Source organism: Brachybacterium sp. UNK5269 (assembly GCF_049266655.1).
Lineage (GTDB): Bacteria > Actinomycetota > Actinomycetes > Actinomycetales > Dermabacteraceae > Brachybacterium.
Genome location: NZ_CP184883.1, coordinates 2,320,876 through 2,343,230, shown reverse-complemented (window position 1 = coordinate 2,343,230; position 22,355 = coordinate 2,320,876). Strand labels below are relative to the sequence as shown.

Below are 22,355 nucleotides of genomic sequence, written 5' to 3'. Positions count from 1 at the left end.
CTCGCATCGTCGAGGCACGTGCGTTGCGAACCGCTGCCGAATGGAAGAGTGATATGCGATGGCTGACCATGGCGTCCGCGATTTCCCATCGCCCCTGTTGCCTGATCAGGAGGTCCGTCGCCTGCTGACCGAGGCGATCGGAGCGCTGGGCGCAGTCGGAGGCGCGGTCGGAGGCGCGGTCGGTGGCGCAGCCGGAGGTGGAGGGGCAGGAGGCCTCGGAGGCGGTCTCGGCGGACGTGCCGGAGGCCGGTTTGGCGCAAAGCACTTCACGAAGGTCTACGGCGCGCAGCGCGTGGTGTCGATACCGTTTTCACCGAGAACGGAGCAGGCAGTGCTCGAGGTCTTGCGCTCCGTTCTGCGTCGGGATGAGGACGCGCTGGTGGGGGTGATGGGTTCAGGTGCGATGAACTTAAGTCCCGTGCTCGTGCAGGTGCAGTGGTCGCCAGATGAGGTTGCGCTCACTGCGCACGCGCTCGAGGGTCTAATCAAGCAGCGCGCGGTGCCGAAGGCGCTCGACCGTCTCGAGGACGTGCTGCAGACGCTCGGCGCCTGAGCGCTTTCCGGGGTGGCCGGCACGGGAATGACCTTCCGGCGCTTCCCGCCCGCCAAGAGTCACGCAGATACTCCGAAGTGTCGCGATCCGGTACCAGATAGCGTGCATGACGCTAATTCTTCCGCATGCTTGCTCGCAAGAAGAGCAACGACATCGTTACGCTGTAGACAACAAGGCATAACACGATCGGCATCTCGAGCGGGTCTCCGAACATGCCCTCATCCTCTCAGACATGCCTCCAGATCGTCGTTCCAATCAACCACGCAACGCAACGCAGCGCCAGCACCGGATCCCGCCGACGATGCTGGTTTAACGGCCCGCATGGGAGCGGAACGGGCACTCTTGATAGACACACTCCCGACCGTCGACGTGTCGCGAGTCGCTTGCGAGTCCATCAGTGTGGGGGGAGGTATTTCTTGAATAAAGCATTCTAATCGGGCGGCACCGACTATATGCGAATATTCATGCGCTGGAAAGCGTTCCGGAAGAGGGACAGGTCCTCGAGTCCGGGCAGCTTGCGAACTTTCCGGTCCAGGGCGGCGATGTCCTCACCGCGGCCGGCGAAAAGCTGACGCAGGACGTGAGTGACCTCGGAGTCCGGCATGATGCCCGAGCCCACGGGCCGCCAGGCCCGGGACAGCGCGAGTCGGGTGGCGGCACGGGCTTTAGGAGAGGCCTCGAGCCGTTCGCGAGCCTGTGTCGTATAGAAGGCGACGTGGCGAGTCTCCTGCTGGGCGATACGCGCCAGGAGCGGGGTGAGCGTCGGGTGATCGGTCATCGCCGACAGGCGCCGGTACGCGGCCACCGCGGAGAGCTCGTTGGTCGCACCCCAGGCCATGTGCACGGCCACGAAGTCGGTGCCGACCAGGCCGGAGAGTACCGACTGCTTCAGCGGCCCCAGAGCCTGCGTCCACCCGAGCTTGACCCGTTTTGTCGTGAGGTGCTCGTAGTCGACGAGGATGCCGTGGCGGCGCAGCACTGCCGCGAGGGCCTCGCCGTGCCAGAACTCCTCACGGTTCCACATGGTCATGAAGCCCGCCGCGGCCGGCTCTTCCCGTGACGGGGTGACGAGAAGGTCGCGAAGATTGCACGAGGTGTGGTACTCGATGTCGCACATGTAGCGGATGGAGCGCAGGGTGTCGGCATCCAGAGGCTGTGACTCGAACAGATTGAAGTCCAGGTCCTCCCATTCCACCGGCTCGGACATCACAGCGAACTTCTCGAGATCAAAAGCCAACGGGAACTCCACTCTTGGTGACGGCAGGCGCGCAGGAGGCAAAGAGTCGATGTCTCTTCCGCGGGAGCAGCGACCGGTACGGGTCAGGGCCGGGCAGCAGGCGCGTGATCTCAAAGCGGGCTGCACGCATCGCGGACCGGTCCGCAGGGTGCCGGAAGATGCTCCCCAAGGCCGCGTCCTCGTCAGCCACGGGTTGGCCGGCCGGTCGCATTGGGTCCCCGCCAGTAGCGAGCACCAGGCGTGCAGCGATCGCTTCACCGGGAGATCGCGTGATGCGGGCGATCGCCTCGAGGCGGAAGAAGGACAGCGCCGGTGTGCGTCGCTCAGCGAGTTCGCTCAACACGCGGTGCACCTCGGGGAGGTGCACCGTGCGCGGCAGCAGTGCGCGGACCGCCGCCTGCAGAGAGCCCTCCTGGATCGCCATCCGCGCCATATGGCCGGCCGTAACCTTCTCGCCGGCCAGCCAGGTCCACCCGACGCCGACAGCCGGCAGGGCGCGCTGGACGTACACGCGCCGCAACGCAGCGACAAGACGCGGCGGGGGCAGCGTGCTCACGGCGCGGGGGGCGCCCTCACGTTGTTCTTCAGACGCCGCTAGCGCCCGCGAGAGCTGGCGGAGAGCAGATGCCCACCAATGGCGCTCCCACAGCCAGGTCGCGATGAACGCGGTGATCCGCGCCTCGTTCACGGTCCATGCGCTGTACATCGTGCGCGTCTCGGTGAGGGCACCGGACTCTACGCGGTGCAGAAACTCGAGGTCGCGACGCAGCTCCGATACCTCGGAAATCGCCGAGCCTGGGGAGGCGGTGGCCGCACGAATGATGGCGCCATCATCGACCTCGAGTTTGCCGCGTGCCTCGCGCGTGTATGCAGCGACGTCGAACGTCGTACGAAGCACAGGAGAGACCGCGCCGTTAAGGCTTATCGCCGGGCGGCGGTGCAAATAGAAAGCGTCGGAGGCGGCTTGAGAGGCACGGCGTCCGGGAGGGAGTGGACCGGCGGTCCCCAGGTGCATAGTTGTTCTCTCTCTCTAGACGACCCCACGGGTATGCCCAACTCGGTTCTCTACGGTAGTTCGGGACGGCGGGTCCGTTAGCCTGGATGTCGAGGGATGAATCACAAGAGAATTTTGGGGCCTCGTAGCAGCGATCACGGCACCTCTGGCTCGATCCGGGGGTTAGGCGCCAGCTCGACGGGGATGCCGGACACCGGGAGAGCGACAGTGACAGCGCCGACGATGACGACCGCCATCGGCCAGATCCTCCTGCTGGTCCGGCCACGGAGAGCGGCGGTGCCGAGCGCCAGGGCGAGAATGGCGTAGATGAGCCCAGGCACGAGCGTGAACGCCATGAAGTCGTCCTCCATGCCACACCGTTATTCACATGGATCGCATATCGGTCGGCTCCCAGAAGTCGACCCCCCCACCGTGTGTGCGATCGCCAGGCCGCCTGTCGTGACCGACATGATGTCGAGGATGTCTAGTCGCGGTGAGTCAATCTAAGCGGCGGCACTCATTTATCCACGCTAGTCGAGCAGGACCCTCGGACTGCGGCATAAATGGTTGGCGCTGGTACACGGCCACACCGTCCTGGCGGGGGCTCAGGGAAGTGGATAACGGGCCGGAGAAATAAGGGCGAGGTCTCGAAGCTGGCCTCCCTGGCGGGGGTCATTCCAGGCATCTTTGTCGTTGTCTTCCAACACCCACGTCCCCTCTTCCCACAGCATGTGGTCCAGTGCGTGTGGCCACAGTTCACGTTCGCGTTCCGTGAGCGTGATGTGCTTCAGGTAGGAGCCGGCAAATGTCGACCATTCCGATGCGGTGAGGGCGCGCGGGGGCGCGGTACGGCACTCGTTGTGGAAGAGGACGACAGCTAGCGCGAGGTCGAAGATGCGCGGTTCCATGCCGCCGTTGTCCGGGTCCACCAGTACGGGACCGTCCGCTGTAAACACAAGGTTGCTTGCCTTGTAGTCGCTCGTGACTCCCGCGCGCGGGAGCGGCTCAGCCTCATCTGCAGCATGGAGAGAGGGAAGTGACTGCTCCCACCAGCGTGCCGCCAGCGCGCGGACGACGTTTTTTGTTTGCTCAGCGCCAGCTCCTCCATGGCGTTCAAGGATGCCGTCGAGGTTCTCCACCTCGTCGTCGACGTCGTCGCGCGACGTCTCAGGCCACTGGTACTGACGCAGGGAGGCCGAGAGGTCTGGACGTACTGGCATCGCATGCATCCGCCCCAAGAGGTCCCCGGCTGCCGCGATCTGCTCGATGCTGCCGGTGTAGGGCGAGCCATCGCAGAACGGGTAGGCCACCCACCATTCCGGTTCCTCACCCTCCATGAGGGTGAGCTCCTGGGGGTTAGGTGTCGCCAGGTCAACGGGGACGACGGTGGCGATCCCTCCGTCGCGGAGCCGACGGGTCCACTCCGCCATGGCGTCGGCGTGCTGGCGGGTCGCAGCAGTGCGCTTGACGACGACCTCGACACCCGAGCGTGCTCGCCCTCGGTGGACCTGAGCCCAAGGCGACAGCGACTCCTCCTCGAGAAACTCGAGCGCGAAGCTCTGACGAAGGGACTGCGAGAGGGTCTGGTTCACGCGGCTACTTAACACCCAGTAACCGACGGAGCACCACTTCTTTGTGGCGCTTCCCGTGGACGCCGACCCGTTGACAGCGCTGGTGCTTAGCGTTGTAGAGCCAGTTGATGCGGCACGGCTCCAGTCCCCTCTGGGGGTGCAGCCAGTGCCGACGGACGTGCTGCAGAGTGCGGAAACACCTGACGGCAGTCGTCCTCCGAGAGCCAGACGCCGGTATCGCTATCAATACTGATATAGTTCGCGGATGGCTACACCGTCAGCACTGCTGCATCCCGTCCGGCTTCGGATCGTTCAGTCACTGCTGGGCGACGAGGAGCTGACGACACATCAACTTCACGAGCGACTCTGCGATGTTCCGATCGCGACGCTGTACCGGCACGTCGGCCACCTGGTCACGCACGAGGTTCTCGAAGTGGCCGACCAGCAGCAGGTTCGGGGAGCAAGCGAGAAGACGTACCGCCTGGTCCCAGAAATTGCAAACCCCTCAGCGGAGGAGCTGAAGGCTCTCAGCGCAGAGGAGCTCTTGACCGCGTTCACCGTGTTCGCCTCTGGCCTCATCGGCGACTTCGATGACTACCTCAAAGGGGGAGATCCTGACCTGTACGCGGATCGGGTGAGTTTCGCGCAGGCCTCCTTCTGGGCGAGCGACGAGGAGCTCGATGTGTTCGGTCAGGCGCTCATGGCTGCGCTTGCGGAGCTGAGGGCCAACGGTCCAGGCCTGGGCCGTCGGCGTCGCATCCTGAGCACAGTGCTGATGCCGCGCGACGCAAACCCACCGAGGGGCGCCGCTGACCACGAAGCGGCCCCAGGAGAGTCAGGCGAATGAGTGCGCCGAGCCCATAACGGCTGTCGGCCGAGTGGTCGGTTGTTGTGGCGCTTCCCAGGACGAACAGCTGCTCACGCGGGGCGGCCGGATATGCATCCGCTCGGCAGCAGAAACCCAAATGAACGGAAAAAAGTGAACGTTATGAACGCTGATGCGGCGATGCTCGGGCCGCTCATCCCCGTGCTGATACTGACCCTCCTGCTGGTCGGGTGGTCTTTGATCGACATCGCGCGAAGACCAGTTCAGCACCTCCCCAAATGGGCGTGGGCACTGCTCGTGCTCGTCGCGGTGCCGCTCGGCGCGGTCATCTATCTCGTCATCGGGCGCAGCCGAGGACAGCAGCTCCGGGACGAGGATCTGCGATGACCACCGCGCTGACCGTCAAGAACCTCACCCGCGTCTATCCCGGAGGCGGGGGTGTGCGCGCCATCGACTTCACTGCGGACGAGCGTTCCGTCACGGCCGTCATCGGACCCAACGGGGCCGGAAAGACCGTGCTGTTCAGCATCATCGCAGGCCTCGCCTCGGCGGAGTCCGGGACCGTGGACATCACCTCGCCACACGCGAGGGTCGCCTACTGCCCCGACGTGCCCCAGTTCGAATCCTGGCTCACCGCGCTGGAGGTCGTACAGCTCTCCCTCGCTGTCGCCGCCGAGAGTGCCAGTCGGGATGGCGTCGTTGGAAGCCGAGCACGCGCGGACCGCGCACGAGAGGCGCTCCAGATCTGCGGCCTCGGTACGGTCATGCACCGTCGCGTCGGCGACTTCTCCCGCGGCATGCTGCAGCGGCTCGGGATCGCCGCGGCGCTCATCACCGAACCCGAGATCCTGATCCTCGACGAACCCCACAGCGCACTCGACCCTATCGGTCGCGCCGACATGCGCTCACTCATCACCGAGCAGAAGCGCCACCGCTGCATCCTGCTGTCCAGCCACTTGCTGAGCGAGGTCGAGCAGCTCGCCGACCACATCGTCGTCATCGACGAAGGACGCCTCGTCACGCAGGGCGACACCGCATCGATCCTCACCGAGGGCCTCGAGCCGGTGTGGACGATCCGCCTCGGCACGCCGGCGCAGATCAGCGAGGACGACCTTGCCGCCGCCGTTCCCGAAGCTCACCTCACCTTCGAGACCGACACCCTGTGCACGGTCCGGTTCCGCAGTTTCGACGCCGCCGCCACCCACCTCATGCAGGCACTGCACCACCTTCGCGCGCCCCTGCTCGAGGTCACCTTGCGTGACCGCGACCTCGACGCCTCCTTCGCCCGCATCGTCCAGAATCAGGACCAACAATGAGCCTCATCCTTGCCTCGGCAGGCGTCGAGGTCCGCCGCCTGATCCGTTCGGGTCTGCTCGTCGGACTGCTCGCCGTCTTCGCCTTCTTCGGACTCGCCGGGCCCGCCCTGGCGCTCTACATGCCCGAGATCCTCGGAGCCGCAGCCGGCACCGAGCAGCTCTCCATCCAAGCGGCTGAGGCCACGCCCGAAGACGGCGTCGCGGTCTTCAACCAGAGCGCCATGCAGCTGGGGCTCATCCTCGCAGTCGCCGTCGCGATCACCTCACTGAGCTGGGACTCCCGACCGGGATCCTCGATCTTCTACCGCACCCGCGTGACGCGCCTCGCTCGCCTCACAGTGCCCCGACTCATCATCGGCTGGATCGCCGTCATCGCCAGCTACACCATCGCCCTGGTGCTCGCGGCAGGGCTTACTGCGATGTTCCTGGGCCCAGTCGAGCCCCGACAGCTCATCGGGGTAGGGACGGCCTCCGCCATTTACCTCGTCATGGCCATGAGCATCGGCTACCTCATCATGACGCTCACCCGCCGAACCGCCCCAGCGATCGCCTCGGCAACCGTGCTCATGTTGATGCTGCCCCTCCTCAGCAGCATCGATCACCTGACGGCGTGGGCTCCGACCACACTCCTCGCTGCACCTGGGCTCGAACCTGCGGAACTTGCGAGGCCGCTTCTCTCGGCGACTGTCGTCTCGGCCGGATGCATCGTCACCGCGAGTCTCCTTGCGACTCGGCACAGCCTGCGGCGGGAAGCGTAGACGGCGAGGGAGGACCTCCAATCGGCGATGCACCTATGGCCCGCATGGGTATAGCCAGTGCGACAGATGTGTCGCAAGAGCTCACCCTTTGACCCTTTGCGAACCGTAAATGACGAGCTAGTAACTGTCCTGTTGGGGTGTCCCAGTTTGATACGTACTCCACGGCGTCGTGAAGGGCGCCTCCCTGCGCATCGCACCCTGTGTGACGCGGGCGTGGAGGTGATCGGTAGATGGCGATGTTCTGTGCTCGCCCAATGGTCATCCTTGCTTCGTTTAAAGCAGCAAGGAGCGCCACGGCGCGAATGATGCACTTAGGGGGTCAGGTCTCGCGGGCTCTGGGTCGCGCCATGGACGGAGGTCGGTGCCCGGTAGCTGTGGAGATCGGCTCCGGTGGCCACGCCGGTGACATGCTCAGCATGGGAGAGCGCCTCGGTCAGGAGCCGGCGCACGTGCTCATCGGTCGCGGAGTAGAACGCGAAGGTGCCTTTACGGCGGCTCTCCACCAACCCCGCCAACCGCAGCTTGGCCAGGTGCTGACTGACTGCGGTGGGTGTCGCGCCGACCAGCTCGGCCAGCGCGTTGACGCTGGACTCCCGGCCGAACAGGGCCCACAGCAGCTTCACCCGTGTGGGGTCGGAGAGCATGCGGAAGGTGTCCGCGGCGATCCGGGCATGGTCGTCGTCGGGGACCGGGCGGATGGGCTCGTCATGCACGGCGCCATCCTAAGCCTGACTAGTTATCTGCGTATATGAGCAGGTATGTTGATGCGGTGATCCCCAAGCACTCATCAGCTTCGCCGCAGCGGCAGGGCCCGCCTGTCCACGACCACGACCACGGCCACGGCCATGCTCACGTGGGGATGTGGGCGCGGATCCGGCACGCTCTGGTGCCGCATAGCCATGACCACACCGAGGCGATCCACACCGCCGACGAGGCGAGCTCGATCGGGATCCGAGCAGCCTGGATCAGCCTGGCCGGCATGGGCGCTACGGCGCTGCTGCAGATCATCATCGTCGCGCTCAGCGGATCGGTCGCCCTGCTTGCCGACACCATGCACAACCTCGGGCACCTGGCCACCACCATCCCCCTGATCATCGCGTTCCGCCTGGGCCGGCGCGCCCCGACACGGCGCTACAGCTACGGGTTCCGTCGGGCCGAGGACCTGGTGGGCCTGCTGATCGGCGCGGTCATCGCGCTCTCGGCCGTCTTGATCGTGTGGGAGTCGATCCAGGCGCTGACCACGCAGCAGGACATGACTCATCTCGGGTGGGTGATGGCGGCGGCCATCATCGGGGCGGCCGGCAACGAAGCCGTGGCCATCTACCGCATCCGTGCAGGGCGCCGCATCGGCTCGGCGGCCCTGATCGCCGAGGGCCAGCACGCCCGCACCGATGCACTCACCTCCCTCGCGGTCATTCTGGGAGTACTCGGCGCCTGGGCCGGGCTGCCGTGGATCGACCCCCTGATCGGACTGGGCATCGCCGCTGTCATCGTCGCCGTGCTTGCCAGCACCCTACGAACAGTGGTGCGACGCCTCATGGATGGCATCGAGCCCGCCACCCTAGATCTCGTGGAGACCACCGCGGCCGAGGTACCCGGAGTGATCGCGGTCCGTCGAGCACGCGCCCGATGGAGCGGACACCGCCTCGAGGCCGACCTCGACATCACCGTCGACTCGACCCTCACCGTGAGCGACGGCCACCGCATCGCCGAGGCCGTACACGAAACCCTCCACCGAGGCGTACCGCACCTCGATCACGCATCCATCCACGTCACCCCCGAGGCTCCGAACCCGACCAACCACACCCACGCCGGCACGCGCGAGGACTGAACTCAGGTGAGGGCGACCCGGATGCGAACTGTGACGTTTGGGTATACCCAACGACAACACCCGGCGCGCGAGCACCGACGCCGTTCCATAAGGTCGGTTTCCGCGTTTCGGGGCATGTCTTGGCTAGGCTCGAAGAGATGACTGAGACACATGGTGAGTCCCGCAAATGGATGCGCCCGCTCGTCGGTGCGCTCGTGCAGTTCGTGTGCGCGTCAGCGCTCCTGGCGTTGGGGACACCTTGGCGGGAGTCCTACTCGTAAGTGCGGGGCTCATCCTGCTCGTGTCGGCACTGCGGATCCGGGCGCGGTCCGCCCGGCCGCCCAGGGGGCATCAGCACGAGCAGTGACTGCGGGGGAGGGCGCCGGCTATGTGACAGAGCACCAGAGGCGGAGGGCAGAAAACGCCACCAACAGCGAGGTGAGCGTGCTGAATGTCGGGATGCCTCAGGTGGCGATCGGAGTCCTCGCCCTCCTCGCTGACGTCGTGTTCTTCGACGGGGTGAAGCTGGTGTCGGTCGGAACGATCTTCCTCGCTGGCGGGATCGTGCTCACGATCATTGGATTGTTGGTGCGGCGGCACGCTCGTCGCTTGCGCACGGAGGCAGGACTGGAGGAGCCGGAGTGAATCGATCCCCAGAGCGAGGTCAGCGAGTTGCGTACCTTCGGGTGTCATCGGCCGGCCAGAACCTCGCACGGCAGCTCGAGGCGATGGGGGAGCGGAATAAGACCTTCACCGAGAAGCAGTCCGGTTAGTGCGCGACGGACCGCCCGCACTGCAGGCGCTCATCCGGCACGTCCGCCGCGGCGACCATGTCGTCATCGCGTGCATGGACCGCCTGGCCCGCTCGGTCATCGACCTCCACGACATCCTCCAGCAGATCGCCGGCGATCCTGTCGAGCACACGGAGCAGCACCCCCGGAAGGGCGCGAGCATCGAGTTCCTGAAGGAGCGGCGCACCTTCGAGCCCGGGCATTCAGACCCGATGGCTGCGTTCCAGCTGAACATGATGGGCGCCTTCGCCCAGTTCGCGCGCGAGCTCATCCGCCAGCGCCAGGCTGAGGGTATCGCTGCCGCGACGAAGCGCGGCGCCCACAAGGGCCGGCCCCGCAGCCTCGAGAGCGACCAGATTCGCTCCGTCCGCAACGCCGCTCCACCACCAAAATAGCGTCCCATCGCACGTCGTGCCGCTCGTGGGCTCGCTGAGTGGTCGGCCTGGATATCTGATTCGCTTCGCGGGCGATGCCGTTCGACTCCTCGGAGATGCGGTTGGCGGCCTCCACCGCTCCGCAGCGGCCTTGGCGACCCTGTGGGCGCGCGACGCCTGAACGAGGCCGATGATTCCGACGACGACCCCGACCAGCGCGAAGAGGGTGGAGGTGAGCGAGATGGCCAGCGCAGTCGTAGGGGTCGATTCAGTCCCTCGTCGGCGGTGAGCTCCGCGTAGCGGGCCAACAGCACCTGCTGCCGTTCCTGCTCCGAGCGGCAGGTGCGCTCGGCACCGAACGCTCGATCGAGCACCGAGTCGAGCCTCCCACCGGAGGCCACCAGGCCGGGACCCATGGGGAGAGGGTCGTAGTGCTCTCGGCGCCGGCTCGCACCCGAGGACGCGCAACCCGGAAGCGGGCCATGTCGACTCGTCGCGACACCGGCCATCCAGATCGCCGTCGCCGCCGGCCGGCAGGGCACCTGCAGGGCCAGCTCATTCCGCGGGGCGCTGCGCCCCCAGGTCCGGACGACCGCCCAGTCGCTGGACCGTCGCCGTCGCCGCAGCTCCCGCTCGTCGCGCCGCCTCCTGCGGCGAGTCACCGCGACGCAGGCCGATGGTGAGACCGGCGAGGAATGCGTCCCCGGCTCCGGTGGGGTCGACGACGTGCGCGGTGCCGTGAGGCACCAGGTGCTCACCCTCGGCCCAGACGACGAGGTCGCCCTCCTCCGGCACGGTGACCGCGACCAGACGAACCCCGGCGTCCAGCACCTGCTGGGCCGCCTGACGGGCGGCGTCGCGGTCCTGCGGTGCGATATCCGTCATCAGCTGCGCCTCGGCCGCGTCCATCCGCACCACGTCGGCGGCCGCGAGCAGCTCGTCGCGGGCGGGGGAGTCGATCGCCCCGTCCAGGATCACGCGCTGACCGCGCGCCCGGGCCATCCGGGCCCCGGCCAGCAGGGCCGGTGCAGGCTGCTGGAGCTGCAGGCACACCGTGTCGGCCCGGTCGAAGGCGATCGCCGCCTCGTGCACGTCCTGCGCGGTCAGCAGCGACTCGACGGGGACGTGCTCCATCAGCCGTCGCGTGCCGTCCCGGTCGACGACGTCGACCAGCAAGGCGGTCTCGCCGCGGCGCGTGACGGCGGTGACGTCGAGCCCATCGGCATGGGCCTGGTCGAGCACCGCAGTGCCCGCGGCATCCGTTCCGGCGACACCGACCAGGAGCACCGGCGCACCGAGCTGGTGCAGGGCGACCGCCTGATTGGCTCCCTTGCCACCGAGCATCTCGCGGCGCTCGAGAACGGGCGCACTGCCACCCGCCGACGGCCAGTCCTCGACCTGCAGCACGAGGTCGCGCGCGATCTGTCCGATGACGAGCACTCCCGGCACCGGTGCGGTGGTCCTCATGCCCCCAGTCGTATCACGGCAGCGCCGACGGGCGCGAGGGCGGGGAGCGGAGACGCGAGGCGCCCTCCTTCTGCTCCTAGAGGCCCCGCAGGATCACATTCCAGTAGTCCCGCGGAAGCACCTCCAGGTCGAAGAACCACAGCAGGCGGCTGGGCGCGAGCAGCGGGACGCGGGGGATGGTGGGGGCCAGCTCGTTGTCCCGGTCGAACTCGGCGAAGACCGCCCGACCGCGCTGCACCGTCACGGGCGTCACGGTGTAGCCGTCGTAGAAGGCTGTGGGCTCGCGACCGTCACGGACCGCCAGCAGGTTCTCGGCGAGGATCTTCGTCTGCTGGCGCAGTGCCCCACCGGAGGACGTGGTCTCGAGCGCCGCCGCATCCCCGCAGGCCCACACATGGGGCAGCTCGCGGTGCTGCAGGGTCCGCGGATCCACGTCGGCGTAGCTGCTCCCGGCCGCCGCCAGCTGCGCCGCGGCGATCCAGTCCGGAGCGCGGTGGACGGGGGAGTGGTGCAGCAGGTCATAGGGCAGCTCGCGGGCCTGGCCCGCGACCATGGCATGCAGGCGGCGGGCGCCGGCATCGATCGACCGCACCTGGGCGGAGGTGAGGACGGTGATGCCGTAGCGCTCGATCCAGGGCTCGAGCGCGCGGTCCACGGCCGGCTGCCCGAAGACGGTCGCGGTGGGCGTCAGCAGCGTGATCTCGATGTCCTGGAGCACTCCTCGGCGCTGCCAGTAGTCCGCCGCCAGGAACATGATCTTCTGGCCGATCTGCGGGGTGGGTGCCGGGCCGTCCGGGATGGTGAAGAGCGCCGTGCCGCGGCGCAGATCCCGGATCAGCTCCCAGGTCTTGGGAGCCAGCTCCACGGTGTAGTTGGTCGACGCGGAGGGGCCGGCCATCGCCTCGGCGCTGCCGGGCACGAGATCCCAGTCCGGGGCCGAGCCCGCACAGATCACCACGTCCCGATAGCGGACCCGGCCCGAGGACAGGGTGGCGGTGCGTGCCACCGGATCCAGGGCCTGGACGCGGTCCTGGATCCATCGCACTCCGCGGGGCATCACGCGGTGCTGGGGCCTTGACATCTCCTCCACGGTATTCAGTCCGGCGCCCACGTACGAGAGCATCGGCCGGTAGTGGTGCGTGGATTTCGGCTCGACGATGGTGACGTCGGTGATGCCCTTGCGGTGCAGCCGTGCGGCGAGGGAGATCCCTGCGTTCCCCCCGCCGATGACGAGCACATCGGTGGACTGCTCTGTCGGCGCGTCGTGCATCGTGACTCCTGGGGTGAGGGTGGCTCGACGGCTCCGGCCGGACCGCGTGCCCATTCGACCACGGGTGCTGCGCCCGATCCAGGGGCACCTGCTGCTGCGCTCTGCGTTCCCCGCAGTCGACCGAGCGGGCGCTGCTCTCCCGTGGTGGCGTCGTCCTCATCCGGCATCCTGCTGACCTGTCCACGGCCGTCCGGGAGGTGGGGCCCGGGGGCGCCGCGGCACGTCCTCGTCGCGTGTCGTGGTGGTCCGGCTTGTCTCGTCATGGGCGGTGAGACGCACCGCCGATGAGGTGTGGAGGAGTCGGAGATGGCAGGCGAGCTGATGGCGGAGATCGACCCGGGGGTCCGGCCGACGTGGGATGCACTGCCTCCGGGGCTGCGGACGTTCGTGGTCGACATGGTGGAAGCGCTGCTGCACGGCGTCCTCGTCGTGGCCATTGCCGTGCTGATCACCGGAGCGGTCTTGTGGGGGTTCGGCGCGGTGAGCAACCGGCCCGGCATCGGCGGCCTTGGCGTGAGGATCCTCGCGGTCGCGACGGTCGTCGCGATCGTGTGCGTGGGCTCGACTTCTCTGCTCGGGTAGTTCTCGGTCCAGGACCCGCCGTCCTCTCCTGAGTGGGTGGCGGAGCATTTGTTGGCGCAGCGATTAACGGAACGCATTCCTTGCGAATTTGCCGCGGTGCCAGCTGTCGGAGGGGTATTACTAAACTGATTCTCCTGCGGACCGGGACCGACGTCCCGTACGCTGAGCAGCAGAGGTTGGACACTTGCACGGCACCGGAGGCAATTCCTCCGATACCGCGTGCTTGAGGTTTCATCTTTATTCAGTTTGGAGCGATCGGTATGACGTCCTCCGGGTCGGAACACACGTCCGCATCGCCTGTCCCGGCAGGCGCCTGGCGCGCACTGGGACTGGCCACGGTCGGTTTCGGGGTGAACTTCTGGGCGTGGGCGCTGCTGAGCCCCCTGGGCCCGGTCTACGTCGAGCGGGGGCTGACCGCCGATGCCTCCCTGATCGTCGCGATCCCCGTGCTGGTCGGCTCGCTGGGCCGGATCCCGATCGGGGCCCTCACCGATCGCTTCGGGGCGCGCTTCATGTTCCCGCTGGTCAGCCTGATCACCGTGATCCCGGTGCTGTTCCTGGGGCTCGTGGGCCAGTACAACTACCCCACCCTCCTGGTGGGCGGCTTCTTCCTCGGCATCGCCGGATCCACCTTCGCCATCGGCGTCCCCTACGTGAACTCCTGGTTCCCGCCGGCCAAGCGCGGCATGGCCACCGGGCTCTACGGGGTGGGCATGGGCGGCACCGCGATCAGCGCCTTCACCACCGTGCCGCTGGTGAGCTCGGTGGGGAACGCAGCGCCCTTCGTGCTCACCGCGATCGCGCTGGTGATCTACGCGGCCGTGGCCCGCACGATGATGCGCAACGCCCCCGCCTGGCAGCCGTCCCGCAAGAAGATCGTCGCCCAGTCGCTCGCGGTCATGAAGCTGAAGGTGACCTGGCAGGCCTGCTACCTCTACGCGCTGTCCTTCGGCGGGTACGTCGCCTTCTCCGTCTTCCTGCCCACGATGCTGCAGACCTGGTACGGGCTCGAGGCCACCGACGCCTCCTTCCGCATGGCCGGATTCGTCATCGTCGCGGTGATCATGCGACCGCTCGGAGGCACCCTCTCGGACCGCGTCGGAGCCTCCCGGACGCTGCTGATCTCCTACATCGCGGTCGCGCTGGCCGCCCTGACGCTCACCTTCCAGCCCGCTCTGATGCCGATCGGCACGATCGCGTTCATCGTCATGGCGGCGGGGCTGGGCATGGGCTCCGGGGCCGTGTTCGCACTGGTCTCCCAGACCAGCGATCCGTCGGTGGTCGGGTCGGTGACCGGATTCGTGGGGGCCGCCGGCGGCCTCGGCGGCTTCGTCCCGCCGCTGGTGATGGCCGCCATCCACGGCGTCAGCGGGAGCTACTCCCTCGGAATCGCCCTGCTCCTGCTGGCGACCCTCGGCGCCGTCACCGTGACCCTGTTCGTCGCCCGCGGGGCCCGCCGGACCGCCCAGACCGCTGCCGCCGGCTAGTCGGCCCCCGTGCCCTCATCCCTCATCCACTCCCAGGAGGAGACCCCGTGACCGTCGACGACCACCAGGTGCACCAGGGCCGGCAGCCCACCCCGGGCCCCGACTCCCCCCTGTTCGACGCCCTGATCGGGGCGCGCAAGATGTTCAGCCGCTCCGAGAAGATCACCGACGACAACCGCGAGACCCACCGCGTCGGCGGCCGCAGCGGCGACTCCTTCTACCGGGAGCGCTGGAGCCACGACAAGGTCGTGCGCTCCACCCACGGTGTGAACTGCACCGGCTCCTGCTCCTGGAAGGTCTACGTCAAGGACGGCGTGATCACCTGGGAGTCCCAGGAGACCGACTATCCGTCGGTCGGACCGGACAAGCCCGAGTACGAACCGCGCGGCTGCCCCCGCGGAGCGTCGTTCTCCTGGTACACGTACTCGCCGACCCGGGTGCGCTACCCCTACGTGCGCTCGGCCCTGCTGCAGATGTACCGCGAGGAGAAGGCCAAGGCCCCCGGCCACGACCCGGTCGAGGCCTGGAAGGCGATCGTCTCCGATCCCGTGAAGGCCCGCCGCTACAAGTCGGCCCGGGGCAAGGGCGGCCTGGTGCGCGCCTCGTGGGACGAGGCCATCGAGATGGTCTCGGCCGCCTACGTGCACACCGTCAAGGAGTACGGCCCCGACCGCGCCACCGGCTTCTCGCCGATCCCCGCGATGAGCCAGGTCTCCTTCTCCTCCGGGGCGCGCTTCCACCAGCTCATCGGCGCCTCGATGCTCTCCTTCTACGACTGGTACGCGGACCTCCCGCCCGCCTCGCCGCAGGTGTTCGGGGACCAGACCGACGTGCCGGAGTCCGGTGACTGGTGGGATGCGGCGTACCTCATCATGTGGGGCTCGAACGTGCCGCTGACCCGGACCCCGGACGCTCACTGGATGACCGAGGCCCGCTACCGCGGCCAGAAGGTCATCGCGGTGGCGCCCGACTACGCCGAGAACGTGAAGTTCGCCGACGAGTGGCTCGCCCCCCACCCCGGCACCGACGCCGCGCTCGCGATGGCGATGGGCCACACCATCCTGCGCGAGTTCTACGTCGAGAAGCAGGTGCCGTACTTCGAGTCGTACTCCACCCAGTACACCGACCTCCCGTTCCTGGTGCAGCTGGAGCGCCGCGAGGACGGGTCCCTGGTGCCCGGGAAGTTCCTGGTGGCGAGCGAGGCGGGGGAACACCGCACCGCCGAGGCCGCCACCGAGCACGCCGATTTCAAGCCGATGATGTTCGACCGTGCGCGCGGCGACGTCGTGGTCCCCAACGGCACCCTCGGCCACCGGTACTCGGCCGACGGCGAGGGTCGCTGGAACCTCGAGCTCGGCGACCTGGACCCGGCCCTGTCCCTGCTCGGGCATCACGAGGATGTCGCCGAGGTGCTCATGCCGCGCTTCGACACCGTCGGCCAGGGCGGCCGCGGCGACGTGGCCCGCGGCGTCCCCGTGCGCAGGATCGACGGGCGCATCGTGACCACCGTCTTCGACCTGCTGCTGGCCGAGTACGGGGTGGGCCGCGAGGGCCTGCCCGGGCAGTGGGCCACGGGGCTGGACGACGCCGAGGCCCTCTACACCCCGGCGTGGCAGGAGACCATCACCGGCGTGCCCGGCGTCGCCGCCGCCCGCATCGCCCGCGAGTTCGCGCAGAACGCGATCGACTCCGGCGGCCGCTCGATGATCATCATGGGCGCCGGCACCAACCACTGGTTCCACTCCGACACCATCTACCGCTCCTTCCTGACGCTGACGAACCTCTGCGGCACCCAGGGCGTCAACGGCGGCGGCTGGGCCCACTACGTCGGCCAGGAGAAGGTCCGCCCGATCACGGGCTGGATGCACCTGGCCAACGCCCTGGACTGGTCGCGTCCCCCGCGGCAGATGACCCAGACCACCTACTGGTACATGCACACCGACCAGTGGCGCTACGACCGGTTCGGGGCCGACACCCTCGCCGCCACCACCGGCGCCGGCCGCTTCGCGAACACCACCACCGCCGATGCGGTGGCGCTGTCCCAGCGGCTGGGCTGGCAGCCGTTCTTCCCGCAGTTCGACATCAGCTCCCTCGACGTCGCCGACCGGGCCGCCGCGGCGGGGCAGGAGACCATCCCGTACCTGGTCGATGCGCTGAAGTCGGGCGAGATCAACTTCGCCGCGGAGGACCCCGACGCCCCGCAGAACTTCCCGCGGATCTGGTCGATCTGGCGGGCCAACACGCTCGGCTCCTCCGCCAAGGGCGACCAGTACTTCTTCCGGCACCTGCTGGGGGTGGACTCCGCCGCCACTGAGGAGGAGACCCCCGAGCAGTTCCGGCCGCGGGACGTGAAGTGGCGGGACGAGGCACCGATCGGCAAGGTCGACCTGATGCTCACGCTCGACTTCCGGATGACCAGCCACACCCTGCACTCCGACGTCGTGCTGCCGGCGGCCACCTGGTACGAGAAGCACGACCTGTCCACCACGGACATGCACCCCTTCATCCACTCCTTCAATCCCGCGATCTCCAATCCATGGGAGTCCCGCACCGACTGGGAGACCTGGGCGGCGATCGCGAAGAAGTTCAGCGAGCTCGCCGAGACCCACCTCGGCACCCGCCAGGACGTGGTCGCCTTCCCCCTGCAGCACGACACCCCGGGCGAGCTCGCCACCCCGCACGGCCGGGTCAGGGACTGGAAGTTCGGGGAGTGCGAGCCGATCCCCGGGCAGACCATGCCCACCCTGGTGCAGGTCGAGCGGGACTACACGCAGATCCACGCGAAGTTCACCTCGATCGGGCCGCTGCTGGAGAAGCTCGGCATGACCACCAAGGGCGTCACCTTCGACGTCAAGGAGTACGTCGCGGAGCTCGGCCGGCTCAACGGCGTGCACCGCACCGGACCCGCCGCCGGCCGCCCCAAGCTCGAGACGGACCTGCAGGCCTGCGAGTTCATCCTCGGACTGTCGGGCACCACCAACGGGCACATGGCCACCGAGGGCTTCAAGACCCTCGAGAAGCGCACCGGCGTGAAGCTGCACGACCTCGCCGCCGAGAACGAGGGCAAGCGGATCCACTTCGCGGACACCAAGGCCGCCCCGGTCCCGGTGATCACCAGCCCCGAATGGTCCGGCTCGGAGGCGGGCGGGCGCCGCTACAGCCCCTTCACCATCAACGTCGAGCGGAAGAAGCCCTGGCACACCCTCACCGGGCGCCAGCACTTCTACCTCGACCACGACTGGATGCTCGAGATGGGGGAGGCGTTGCCGGTGTTCCGGCCCCCGCTGGACATGACGGCGCTGTTCGGCGAGAAGGCGCCCGGCGAGAAGGACAGCGCCGGCACCTCGATCTCCGTGCGCTACCTGACCCCGCACAACAAGTGGGCCATCCACTCGATGTACCAGGAGAACTTCTTCATGATGAACCTCTCCCGCGGCGGGCAGAACATCTGGATGAGCGTGGAGGACGCGGAGGCCGTCGGCATCACCGACAACGACTGGGTCGAGGCCACCAACCGCAACGGCGTGGTCGCCGCCCGCGCGGTGGTCTCCCACCGGATGCCCCGGGGCACGGCGTTCATGCACCACGGACAGGAGCGCACCGTCAACGTCCCCCTGACCGAGCGGGACGGCAAGCGCGGCGGGGTCACCAACTCCCTGACCCGCATCACGCTCAAGCCCTCCCACCTGATCGGCGGCTACGGGCAGCTGTCCTACGCCTTCAACTACTACGGCCCCACGGGGAACCAGCGCGACGAGGTGACCATGATCCGCAAGCGCACCGCCCCCGTCGAGTACTGAGCCCGGACCCGAGACGTCCACGAAAGGAGAGCCGCGATGAGAGTCATGGCCCAGATGTCGATGGTGATGAACCTCGACAAGTGCATCGGCTGCCACACCTGCTCGGTGACCTGCAAGCAGGCATGGACCAACCGCTCCGGGACGGAGTACATCTGGTTCAACAATGTCGAGACCCGGCCCGGCCAGGGGTACCCGCGCGGGTACGAGGACCAGGAGAAGTGGAAGGGCGGCTGGGAGCTGGGGCGGAACGGGCGCCTCAAGCTCAAGGCCGGCGGTCGCATCACCAAGCTCATGCAGCTGTTCTCGAACCCGAAGCTGCCGGGCATCGAGGACTACTACGAGCCGTGGACCTACGAGTACGACAACCTGCTCAACGCCCCGGCCCAGCAGGACACCATCCCCACCGCACCCCCGAAATCGCTGATCACCGGGGAGCGCACGCAGATCCAGTGGTCGGGCAACTGGGACGACGACCTCGGCGGCACCTACCTGCACAAGGACAAGGACCCGATGCTCAAGGGCATCGAGGACAAGGTCCAGTTCGAGTTCGACCAGACCTTCATGTTCTACCTGCCGCGCATCTGCGAGCACTGCCTGAACCCCACCTGCGTGGCCTCCTGCCCCTCCGGCGCGATCTACAAGCGCGAGGAGGACGGCATCGTGCTGGTGGACCAGGACGGCTGCCGCGGCTGGCGCATGTGCATCACCGGCTGCCCGTACAAGAAGATCTACTTCAACCACCGCACCGGCAAGGCCGAGAAGTGCACGTTCTGCTACCCGCGCATCGAGCAGGGCGAGCCGACCATCTGCGCGGAGACCTGCGTCGGTCGACTGCGCTACATCGGGCTGGTGCTGTACGACGCCGACCGCGTCACCGAGGCCGCCTCCACCAAGGACGAGCACGACCTCTACCGCGCCCAGCGCGACATCATCCTGGACCCGAACGATCCCGAGGTGATCGAGGGGGCCCGGGCCGCCGGCATCCCGCACGACTGGATCCTGGCCGCCCAGAAGTCGCCGACGTACAAGCTCATCAAGGACTACGAGGTCGCGCTGCCGCTCCATCCGGAGTACCGCACGATGCCGATGGTCTGGTACATCCCGCCGCTCTCGCCCGTGGTGGACGTGGTGCGCGACACCGGGTACGACGCGGAGGACGCCGAGAACCTGTTCGCCGCGATCGACGCGCTGCGCATCCCGGTGGAGTACCTCGCGAACCTCTTCACCGCCGGGGACGTGCCGACCGTGGAGCGGGTGCTCTACCGGATGGCCGCGATGCGCTCCTACATGCGCGACATCAACCTCGGCAACGAGCCCCGCGAGGGCATCGCCAACGCCGTGGGGATGGACGGCGAGACGATGCAGGACATGTACCGGCTGCTGGCGATCGCCAAGTACGAGGATCGCTACGTGATCCCCGTCGGCCACCACGAATCCGCCCACGACCTCGAGTCCAGCGGCACCGACTGCCCGCTCGATTCCCCCGGCGGTCCGGGGATGGGGATGTCCCTGCCCGAGGAGTCGATGGGCATGTCCGGGCCCGGGTACGGCACCCAGCGCCGGGAGCAGGAGACCGTCTCCCGACCCGAGGGCGTGCGCATCAACCTGCTGAACTGGGACGGCAACGGCAGGCCCGACGGTCTGTTCCCGACCCCGGCCGAGGGGAGGGCCTGATGGGCGCGCTCGCGCGTCTGCTGGGACGCCGCGAGGGGGAGACCGGCACCTCCCGGCCGACGGCCTCGCCCTCCCGGGCCCGCGCTCCGCACGACCTGCTGCTGGCCTCGGGGATGACCCGGGAGGAGCTGCGGATCTGCTGGATCGCGGTCTCCTGGCTGCTGACCTACCCCGATCAGCAGACCCTCGAGCGACTGCCCACCGTGAGGGAGCTCGTCTCCTCCCTGCCCGAGCCGGCCCGCGGGGGCCTGCGCAGGACGATCGACGCGCTCGGGGCGCGGGACACGCTGGCCGTGCAGGAGGAGTACGTCGACACCTTCGACACCCGCCGCCGGGGCTGCCTGCACCTGACCTACTTCAGCCACGGCGACACCCGCCGACGGGGGATGGCCCTGCTGCGCATCAAGCAGGACTTCCGCACCGCCGGCCTGGAGATCGGCAGCGAGGAGCTCCCGGACCACCTGCCGCTGGTGCTCGAGTTCGCGGCCGGCCACGACGCCGAGCGCGGCGCGAAGATCCTCCGGGCCAACCGGCCCGGCATCGAGCTGCTGCGCCTGCACCTGGCGGACATCGACTCCCTGTGGCACGGGGCGCTGGTGGCGCTGTGCGCGACCCTGCCGCCGCTGGACGCCGACGACCGCGCGGCGGTCCTGAAGCTCGCGCAGGAAGGACCCGAGGAGGAGACGGTGGGACTGGACGGATACGGCCTGGACGGGGACGCCGGCGACCTCGCCGGGCAGACCTTCGCCTCCAGCTCCTGCGGTGCCGACGCGGCGAAGCCCGGCCCCGTGCCGGTGGACCTGATGAGAGGACGACCCTCATGAACGACGTGACCACGCTCCAGCTGCTGCTGTGGGTGGTGCTGCCCTACATGGTGCTGGCCGTGTTCGTCCTCGGCCACGTGTGGCGCTTCAAGACGGACCGGTTCGGCTGGACCACCCGCTCGAGCCAGATCTACGAGTCCCGGCTGCTGTCCATCGGCTCGCCGATGTTCCACTTCGGGATCATCGGGATCTTCTTCGGCCACGTGGTGGGTCTCGGGATCCCGAAGTCCTGGACCCGGTTCTTCGGGATCACCGACCACATGTACCACCTGATGGCGGTCACGATCGGGCTGGCCGCCGCCGTCGCCTGCGTCGGCGGGCTGCTGATCCTCATCTACCGCCGCCGCACCAACACGCGGGTGTTCGGTGCCACCACGGTGGGGGACAAGATCATGTACCTGCTGCTGGCGGCCACGATCGCGTGCGGGGTGCTGGCCACCATCGTGCACACCACCTTCGGCACCTACGACTATCGCGAGGGCGTCTCGATCTGGTTCCGGAACTTCTGGACGCTGCAGCCGGACCCGACCCTGATGGCGCAGGCCCCGATCTTCTTCCAGCTGCACGTCCTGACGGCACTGCTGCTGTTCGGCATCTGGCCGTTCACGCGCCTGGTGCACGTGTTCGCCGCGCCGATGGGGTACCTGACCCGGCCCTACATCGTCTACCGCAGCAAGGACCCCCGCAAGGAGGCCGAGCGCCGCGGCTGGGAGAAGGTGAAGTTCTGATGAGCACCAGACCCCCGGTGACCCTGCAGAGCGACTGGACGACCACGCTCGAGCCCTGGCTGCGGCGCGTCGCGGAGCACCTCGACGTCTCCTGCGTGGACCTCGACGTGGACCGCGTCCACCTCATGACCGGGGTGGTCGCCGACGGCGTCCAGCGGTCGATGGCCCCGATCTCGGCCTTCCTGGTCGGCGCCGCCGTCGCCCGCGGTGCGGGGCTGGACGAGGCCTGCCGGATGGTCGAGGAGGCCACCAGCGGCGATCGGGCCCCGACGCGGGGGAGTCGCGCTAGGAGG

Annotated in this window: 21 protein-coding genes and 1 pseudogene; 15 read left to right on the top strand and 7 right to left on the bottom strand. The window is 68.0% G+C overall.

The genetic code is table 11. The features are described from left to right. Positions 1-58 precede the first annotated feature (58 nt). Positions 59-553 (top strand): hypothetical protein, encoded by a 495-nt coding sequence (locus ACOJUI_RS10965; RefSeq protein WP_422114994.1) that lies wholly within the window; start codon positions 59-61, stop codon positions 551-553. Between the two features lie 448 nt (positions 554-1,001). On the opposite strand, the gene ACOJUI_RS10960 is transcribed toward ACOJUI_RS10965, so the two are convergent. The 4 genes from ACOJUI_RS10960 to ACOJUI_RS10945 all read right to left on the bottom strand — a co-directional run bounded on the left by ACOJUI_RS10960 (position 1,002) and on the right by ACOJUI_RS10945 (position 4,376). After that, complete coding sequence (locus tag ACOJUI_RS10960; RefSeq protein WP_422114993.1) at positions 1,002-1,790, bottom strand: ferritin-like domain-containing protein; 789 nt, start codon at positions 1,788-1,790, stop codon at positions 1,002-1,004. Then, positions 1,780-2,688 carry a hypothetical protein gene (locus tag ACOJUI_RS10955; RefSeq protein ID WP_422114992.1) on the bottom strand — a complete coding sequence of 303 codons (909 nt, stop codon included), beginning with the start codon at positions 2,686-2,688 and terminating at the stop codon, positions 1,780-1,782. Before ACOJUI_RS10955 ends, ACOJUI_RS10960 begins: the two co-directional genes overlap by 11 nt. A gap of 251 nt (positions 2,689-2,939) precedes the next feature. Next, positions 2,940-3,155 carry a hypothetical protein gene (locus tag ACOJUI_RS10950; protein ID WP_422114991.1) on the bottom strand — a complete coding sequence of 72 codons (216 nt, stop codon included), beginning with the start codon at positions 3,153-3,155 and terminating at the stop codon, positions 2,940-2,942. Between the two features lie 234 nt (positions 3,156-3,389). Beyond that, the gene (locus ACOJUI_RS10945; protein WP_422114990.1) at positions 3,390-4,376 is read right to left on the bottom strand and encodes a phosphotransferase enzyme family protein; all 987 of its coding nucleotides are present in this window, start codon (positions 4,374-4,376) and stop codon (positions 3,390-3,392) included. 244 nt (positions 4,377-4,620) lie between these two features. On the opposite strand from ACOJUI_RS10945, the gene ACOJUI_RS10940 reads away from it, so the two are divergent. From ACOJUI_RS10940 to ACOJUI_RS10925, 4 genes are all read left to right on the top strand, one after another. Beyond that, entirely contained in the window at positions 4,621-5,202 is a 582-nt protein-coding gene (locus ACOJUI_RS10940) for a helix-turn-helix domain-containing protein (protein WP_422114989.1), read from the top strand. A gap of 141 nt (positions 5,203-5,343) precedes the next feature. Next, positions 5,344-5,568 (top strand): PLD nuclease N-terminal domain-containing protein, encoded by a 225-nt coding sequence (locus ACOJUI_RS10935; protein ID WP_422114988.1) that lies wholly within the window; start codon positions 5,344-5,346, stop codon positions 5,566-5,568. After that, positions 5,565-6,497: an ABC transporter ATP-binding protein gene (locus tag ACOJUI_RS10930; protein WP_422114987.1), complete on the top strand. Its 933-nt coding sequence runs from the start codon at positions 5,565-5,567 to the stop codon at positions 6,495-6,497. The genes ACOJUI_RS10935 and ACOJUI_RS10930 overlap by 4 nt, the downstream gene beginning before the upstream one ends. After that, positions 6,494-7,255 carry a hypothetical protein gene (locus ACOJUI_RS10925; protein ID WP_422114986.1) on the top strand — a complete coding sequence of 254 codons (762 nt, stop codon included), beginning with the start codon at positions 6,494-6,496 and terminating at the stop codon, positions 7,253-7,255. Before ACOJUI_RS10930 ends, ACOJUI_RS10925 begins: the two co-directional genes overlap by 4 nt. A 311-nt stretch (positions 7,256-7,566) precedes the next feature. On the opposite strand, the gene ACOJUI_RS10920 is transcribed toward ACOJUI_RS10925, so the two are convergent. Further along, positions 7,567-7,968 (bottom strand): ArsR/SmtB family transcription factor, encoded by a 402-nt coding sequence (locus ACOJUI_RS10920; RefSeq protein WP_422114985.1) that lies wholly within the window; start codon positions 7,966-7,968, stop codon positions 7,567-7,569. 35 nt (positions 7,969-8,003) lie between these two features. On the opposite strand from ACOJUI_RS10920, the gene ACOJUI_RS10915 reads away from it, so the two are divergent. The 3 genes from ACOJUI_RS10915 to ACOJUI_RS10905 all read left to right on the top strand — a co-directional run bounded on the left by ACOJUI_RS10915 (position 8,004) and on the right by ACOJUI_RS10905 (position 10,251). Then, complete coding sequence (locus ACOJUI_RS10915; RefSeq protein ID WP_422114984.1) at positions 8,004-9,086, top strand: cation diffusion facilitator family transporter; 1,083 nt, start codon at positions 8,004-8,006, stop codon at positions 9,084-9,086. Between the two features lie 417 nt (positions 9,087-9,503). Beyond that, positions 9,504-9,710, top strand: coding sequence for a hypothetical protein (locus ACOJUI_RS10910; RefSeq protein ID WP_422114983.1), 207 nt, complete (start codon positions 9,504-9,506; stop codon positions 9,708-9,710). A 127-nt stretch (positions 9,711-9,837) separates the two neighbouring features. After that, positions 9,838-10,251 carry a recombinase family protein gene (locus ACOJUI_RS10905; protein ID WP_422114982.1) on the top strand — a complete coding sequence of 138 codons (414 nt, stop codon included), beginning with the start codon at positions 9,838-9,840 and terminating at the stop codon, positions 10,249-10,251. Between the two features lie 534 nt (positions 10,252-10,785). On the opposite strand, the gene ACOJUI_RS10900 is transcribed toward ACOJUI_RS10905, so the two are convergent. Together ACOJUI_RS10900 and ACOJUI_RS10895 are read right to left on the bottom strand one after the other, a co-directional pair. Continuing rightward, the gene (locus tag ACOJUI_RS10900; RefSeq protein ID WP_422114981.1) at positions 10,786-11,697 is read right to left on the bottom strand and encodes a PfkB family carbohydrate kinase; all 912 of its coding nucleotides are present in this window, start codon (positions 11,695-11,697) and stop codon (positions 10,786-10,788) included. A gap of 76 nt (positions 11,698-11,773) precedes the next feature. After that, the gene (locus tag ACOJUI_RS10895; RefSeq protein WP_422114980.1) at positions 11,774-12,967 is read right to left on the bottom strand and encodes an NAD(P)/FAD-dependent oxidoreductase; all 1,194 of its coding nucleotides are present in this window, start codon (positions 12,965-12,967) and stop codon (positions 11,774-11,776) included. A gap of 306 nt (positions 12,968-13,273) precedes the next feature. Between ACOJUI_RS10895 and ACOJUI_RS10890 the strand changes: the two genes are divergently transcribed. The 7 genes and pseudogenes from ACOJUI_RS10890 to ACOJUI_RS10860 all read left to right on the top strand — a co-directional run. After that, positions 13,274-13,549 (top strand): hypothetical protein, encoded by a 276-nt coding sequence (locus ACOJUI_RS10890; RefSeq protein WP_422114979.1) that lies wholly within the window; start codon positions 13,274-13,276, stop codon positions 13,547-13,549. Between the two features lie 260 nt (positions 13,550-13,809). Continuing rightward, a complete protein-coding gene (locus ACOJUI_RS10885) occupies positions 13,810-15,036 on the top strand; it encodes an MFS transporter (protein WP_422114978.1) in 1,227 nt (408 codons plus the stop codon). A gap of 140 nt (positions 15,037-15,176) precedes the next feature. Then, on the top strand, positions 15,177-18,836 hold the full coding sequence (locus ACOJUI_RS10880) for a nitrate reductase subunit alpha (protein WP_422117658.1): 3,660 nt from the start codon (positions 15,177-15,179) through the stop codon (positions 18,834-18,836). Positions 18,837-18,872: 36 nt separating this feature from the next. Further along, positions 18,873-20,510 carry a nitrate reductase subunit beta gene (narH, locus tag ACOJUI_RS10875; RefSeq protein WP_422114977.1) on the top strand — a complete coding sequence of 546 codons (1,638 nt, stop codon included), beginning with the start codon at positions 18,873-18,875 and terminating at the stop codon, positions 20,508-20,510. Continuing rightward, a complete protein-coding gene (gene narJ / locus ACOJUI_RS10870) occupies positions 20,510-21,334 on the top strand; it encodes a nitrate reductase molybdenum cofactor assembly chaperone (RefSeq protein WP_422114976.1) in 825 nt (274 codons plus the stop codon). Before narH ends, narJ begins: the two co-directional genes overlap by 1 nt. Then, positions 21,331-22,062: a respiratory nitrate reductase subunit gamma gene (narI, locus tag ACOJUI_RS10865; RefSeq protein ID WP_422114975.1), complete on the top strand. Its 732-nt coding sequence runs from the start codon at positions 21,331-21,333 to the stop codon at positions 22,060-22,062. Before narJ ends, narI begins: the two co-directional genes overlap by 4 nt. Further along, positions 22,062-22,247: pseudogene (locus ACOJUI_RS10860) on the top strand (DUF6457 domain-containing protein); the annotation flags it as partial. The gene narI and the pseudogene ACOJUI_RS10860, both read left to right, overlap by 1 nt. Positions 22,248-22,355 lie beyond the last annotated feature (108 nt).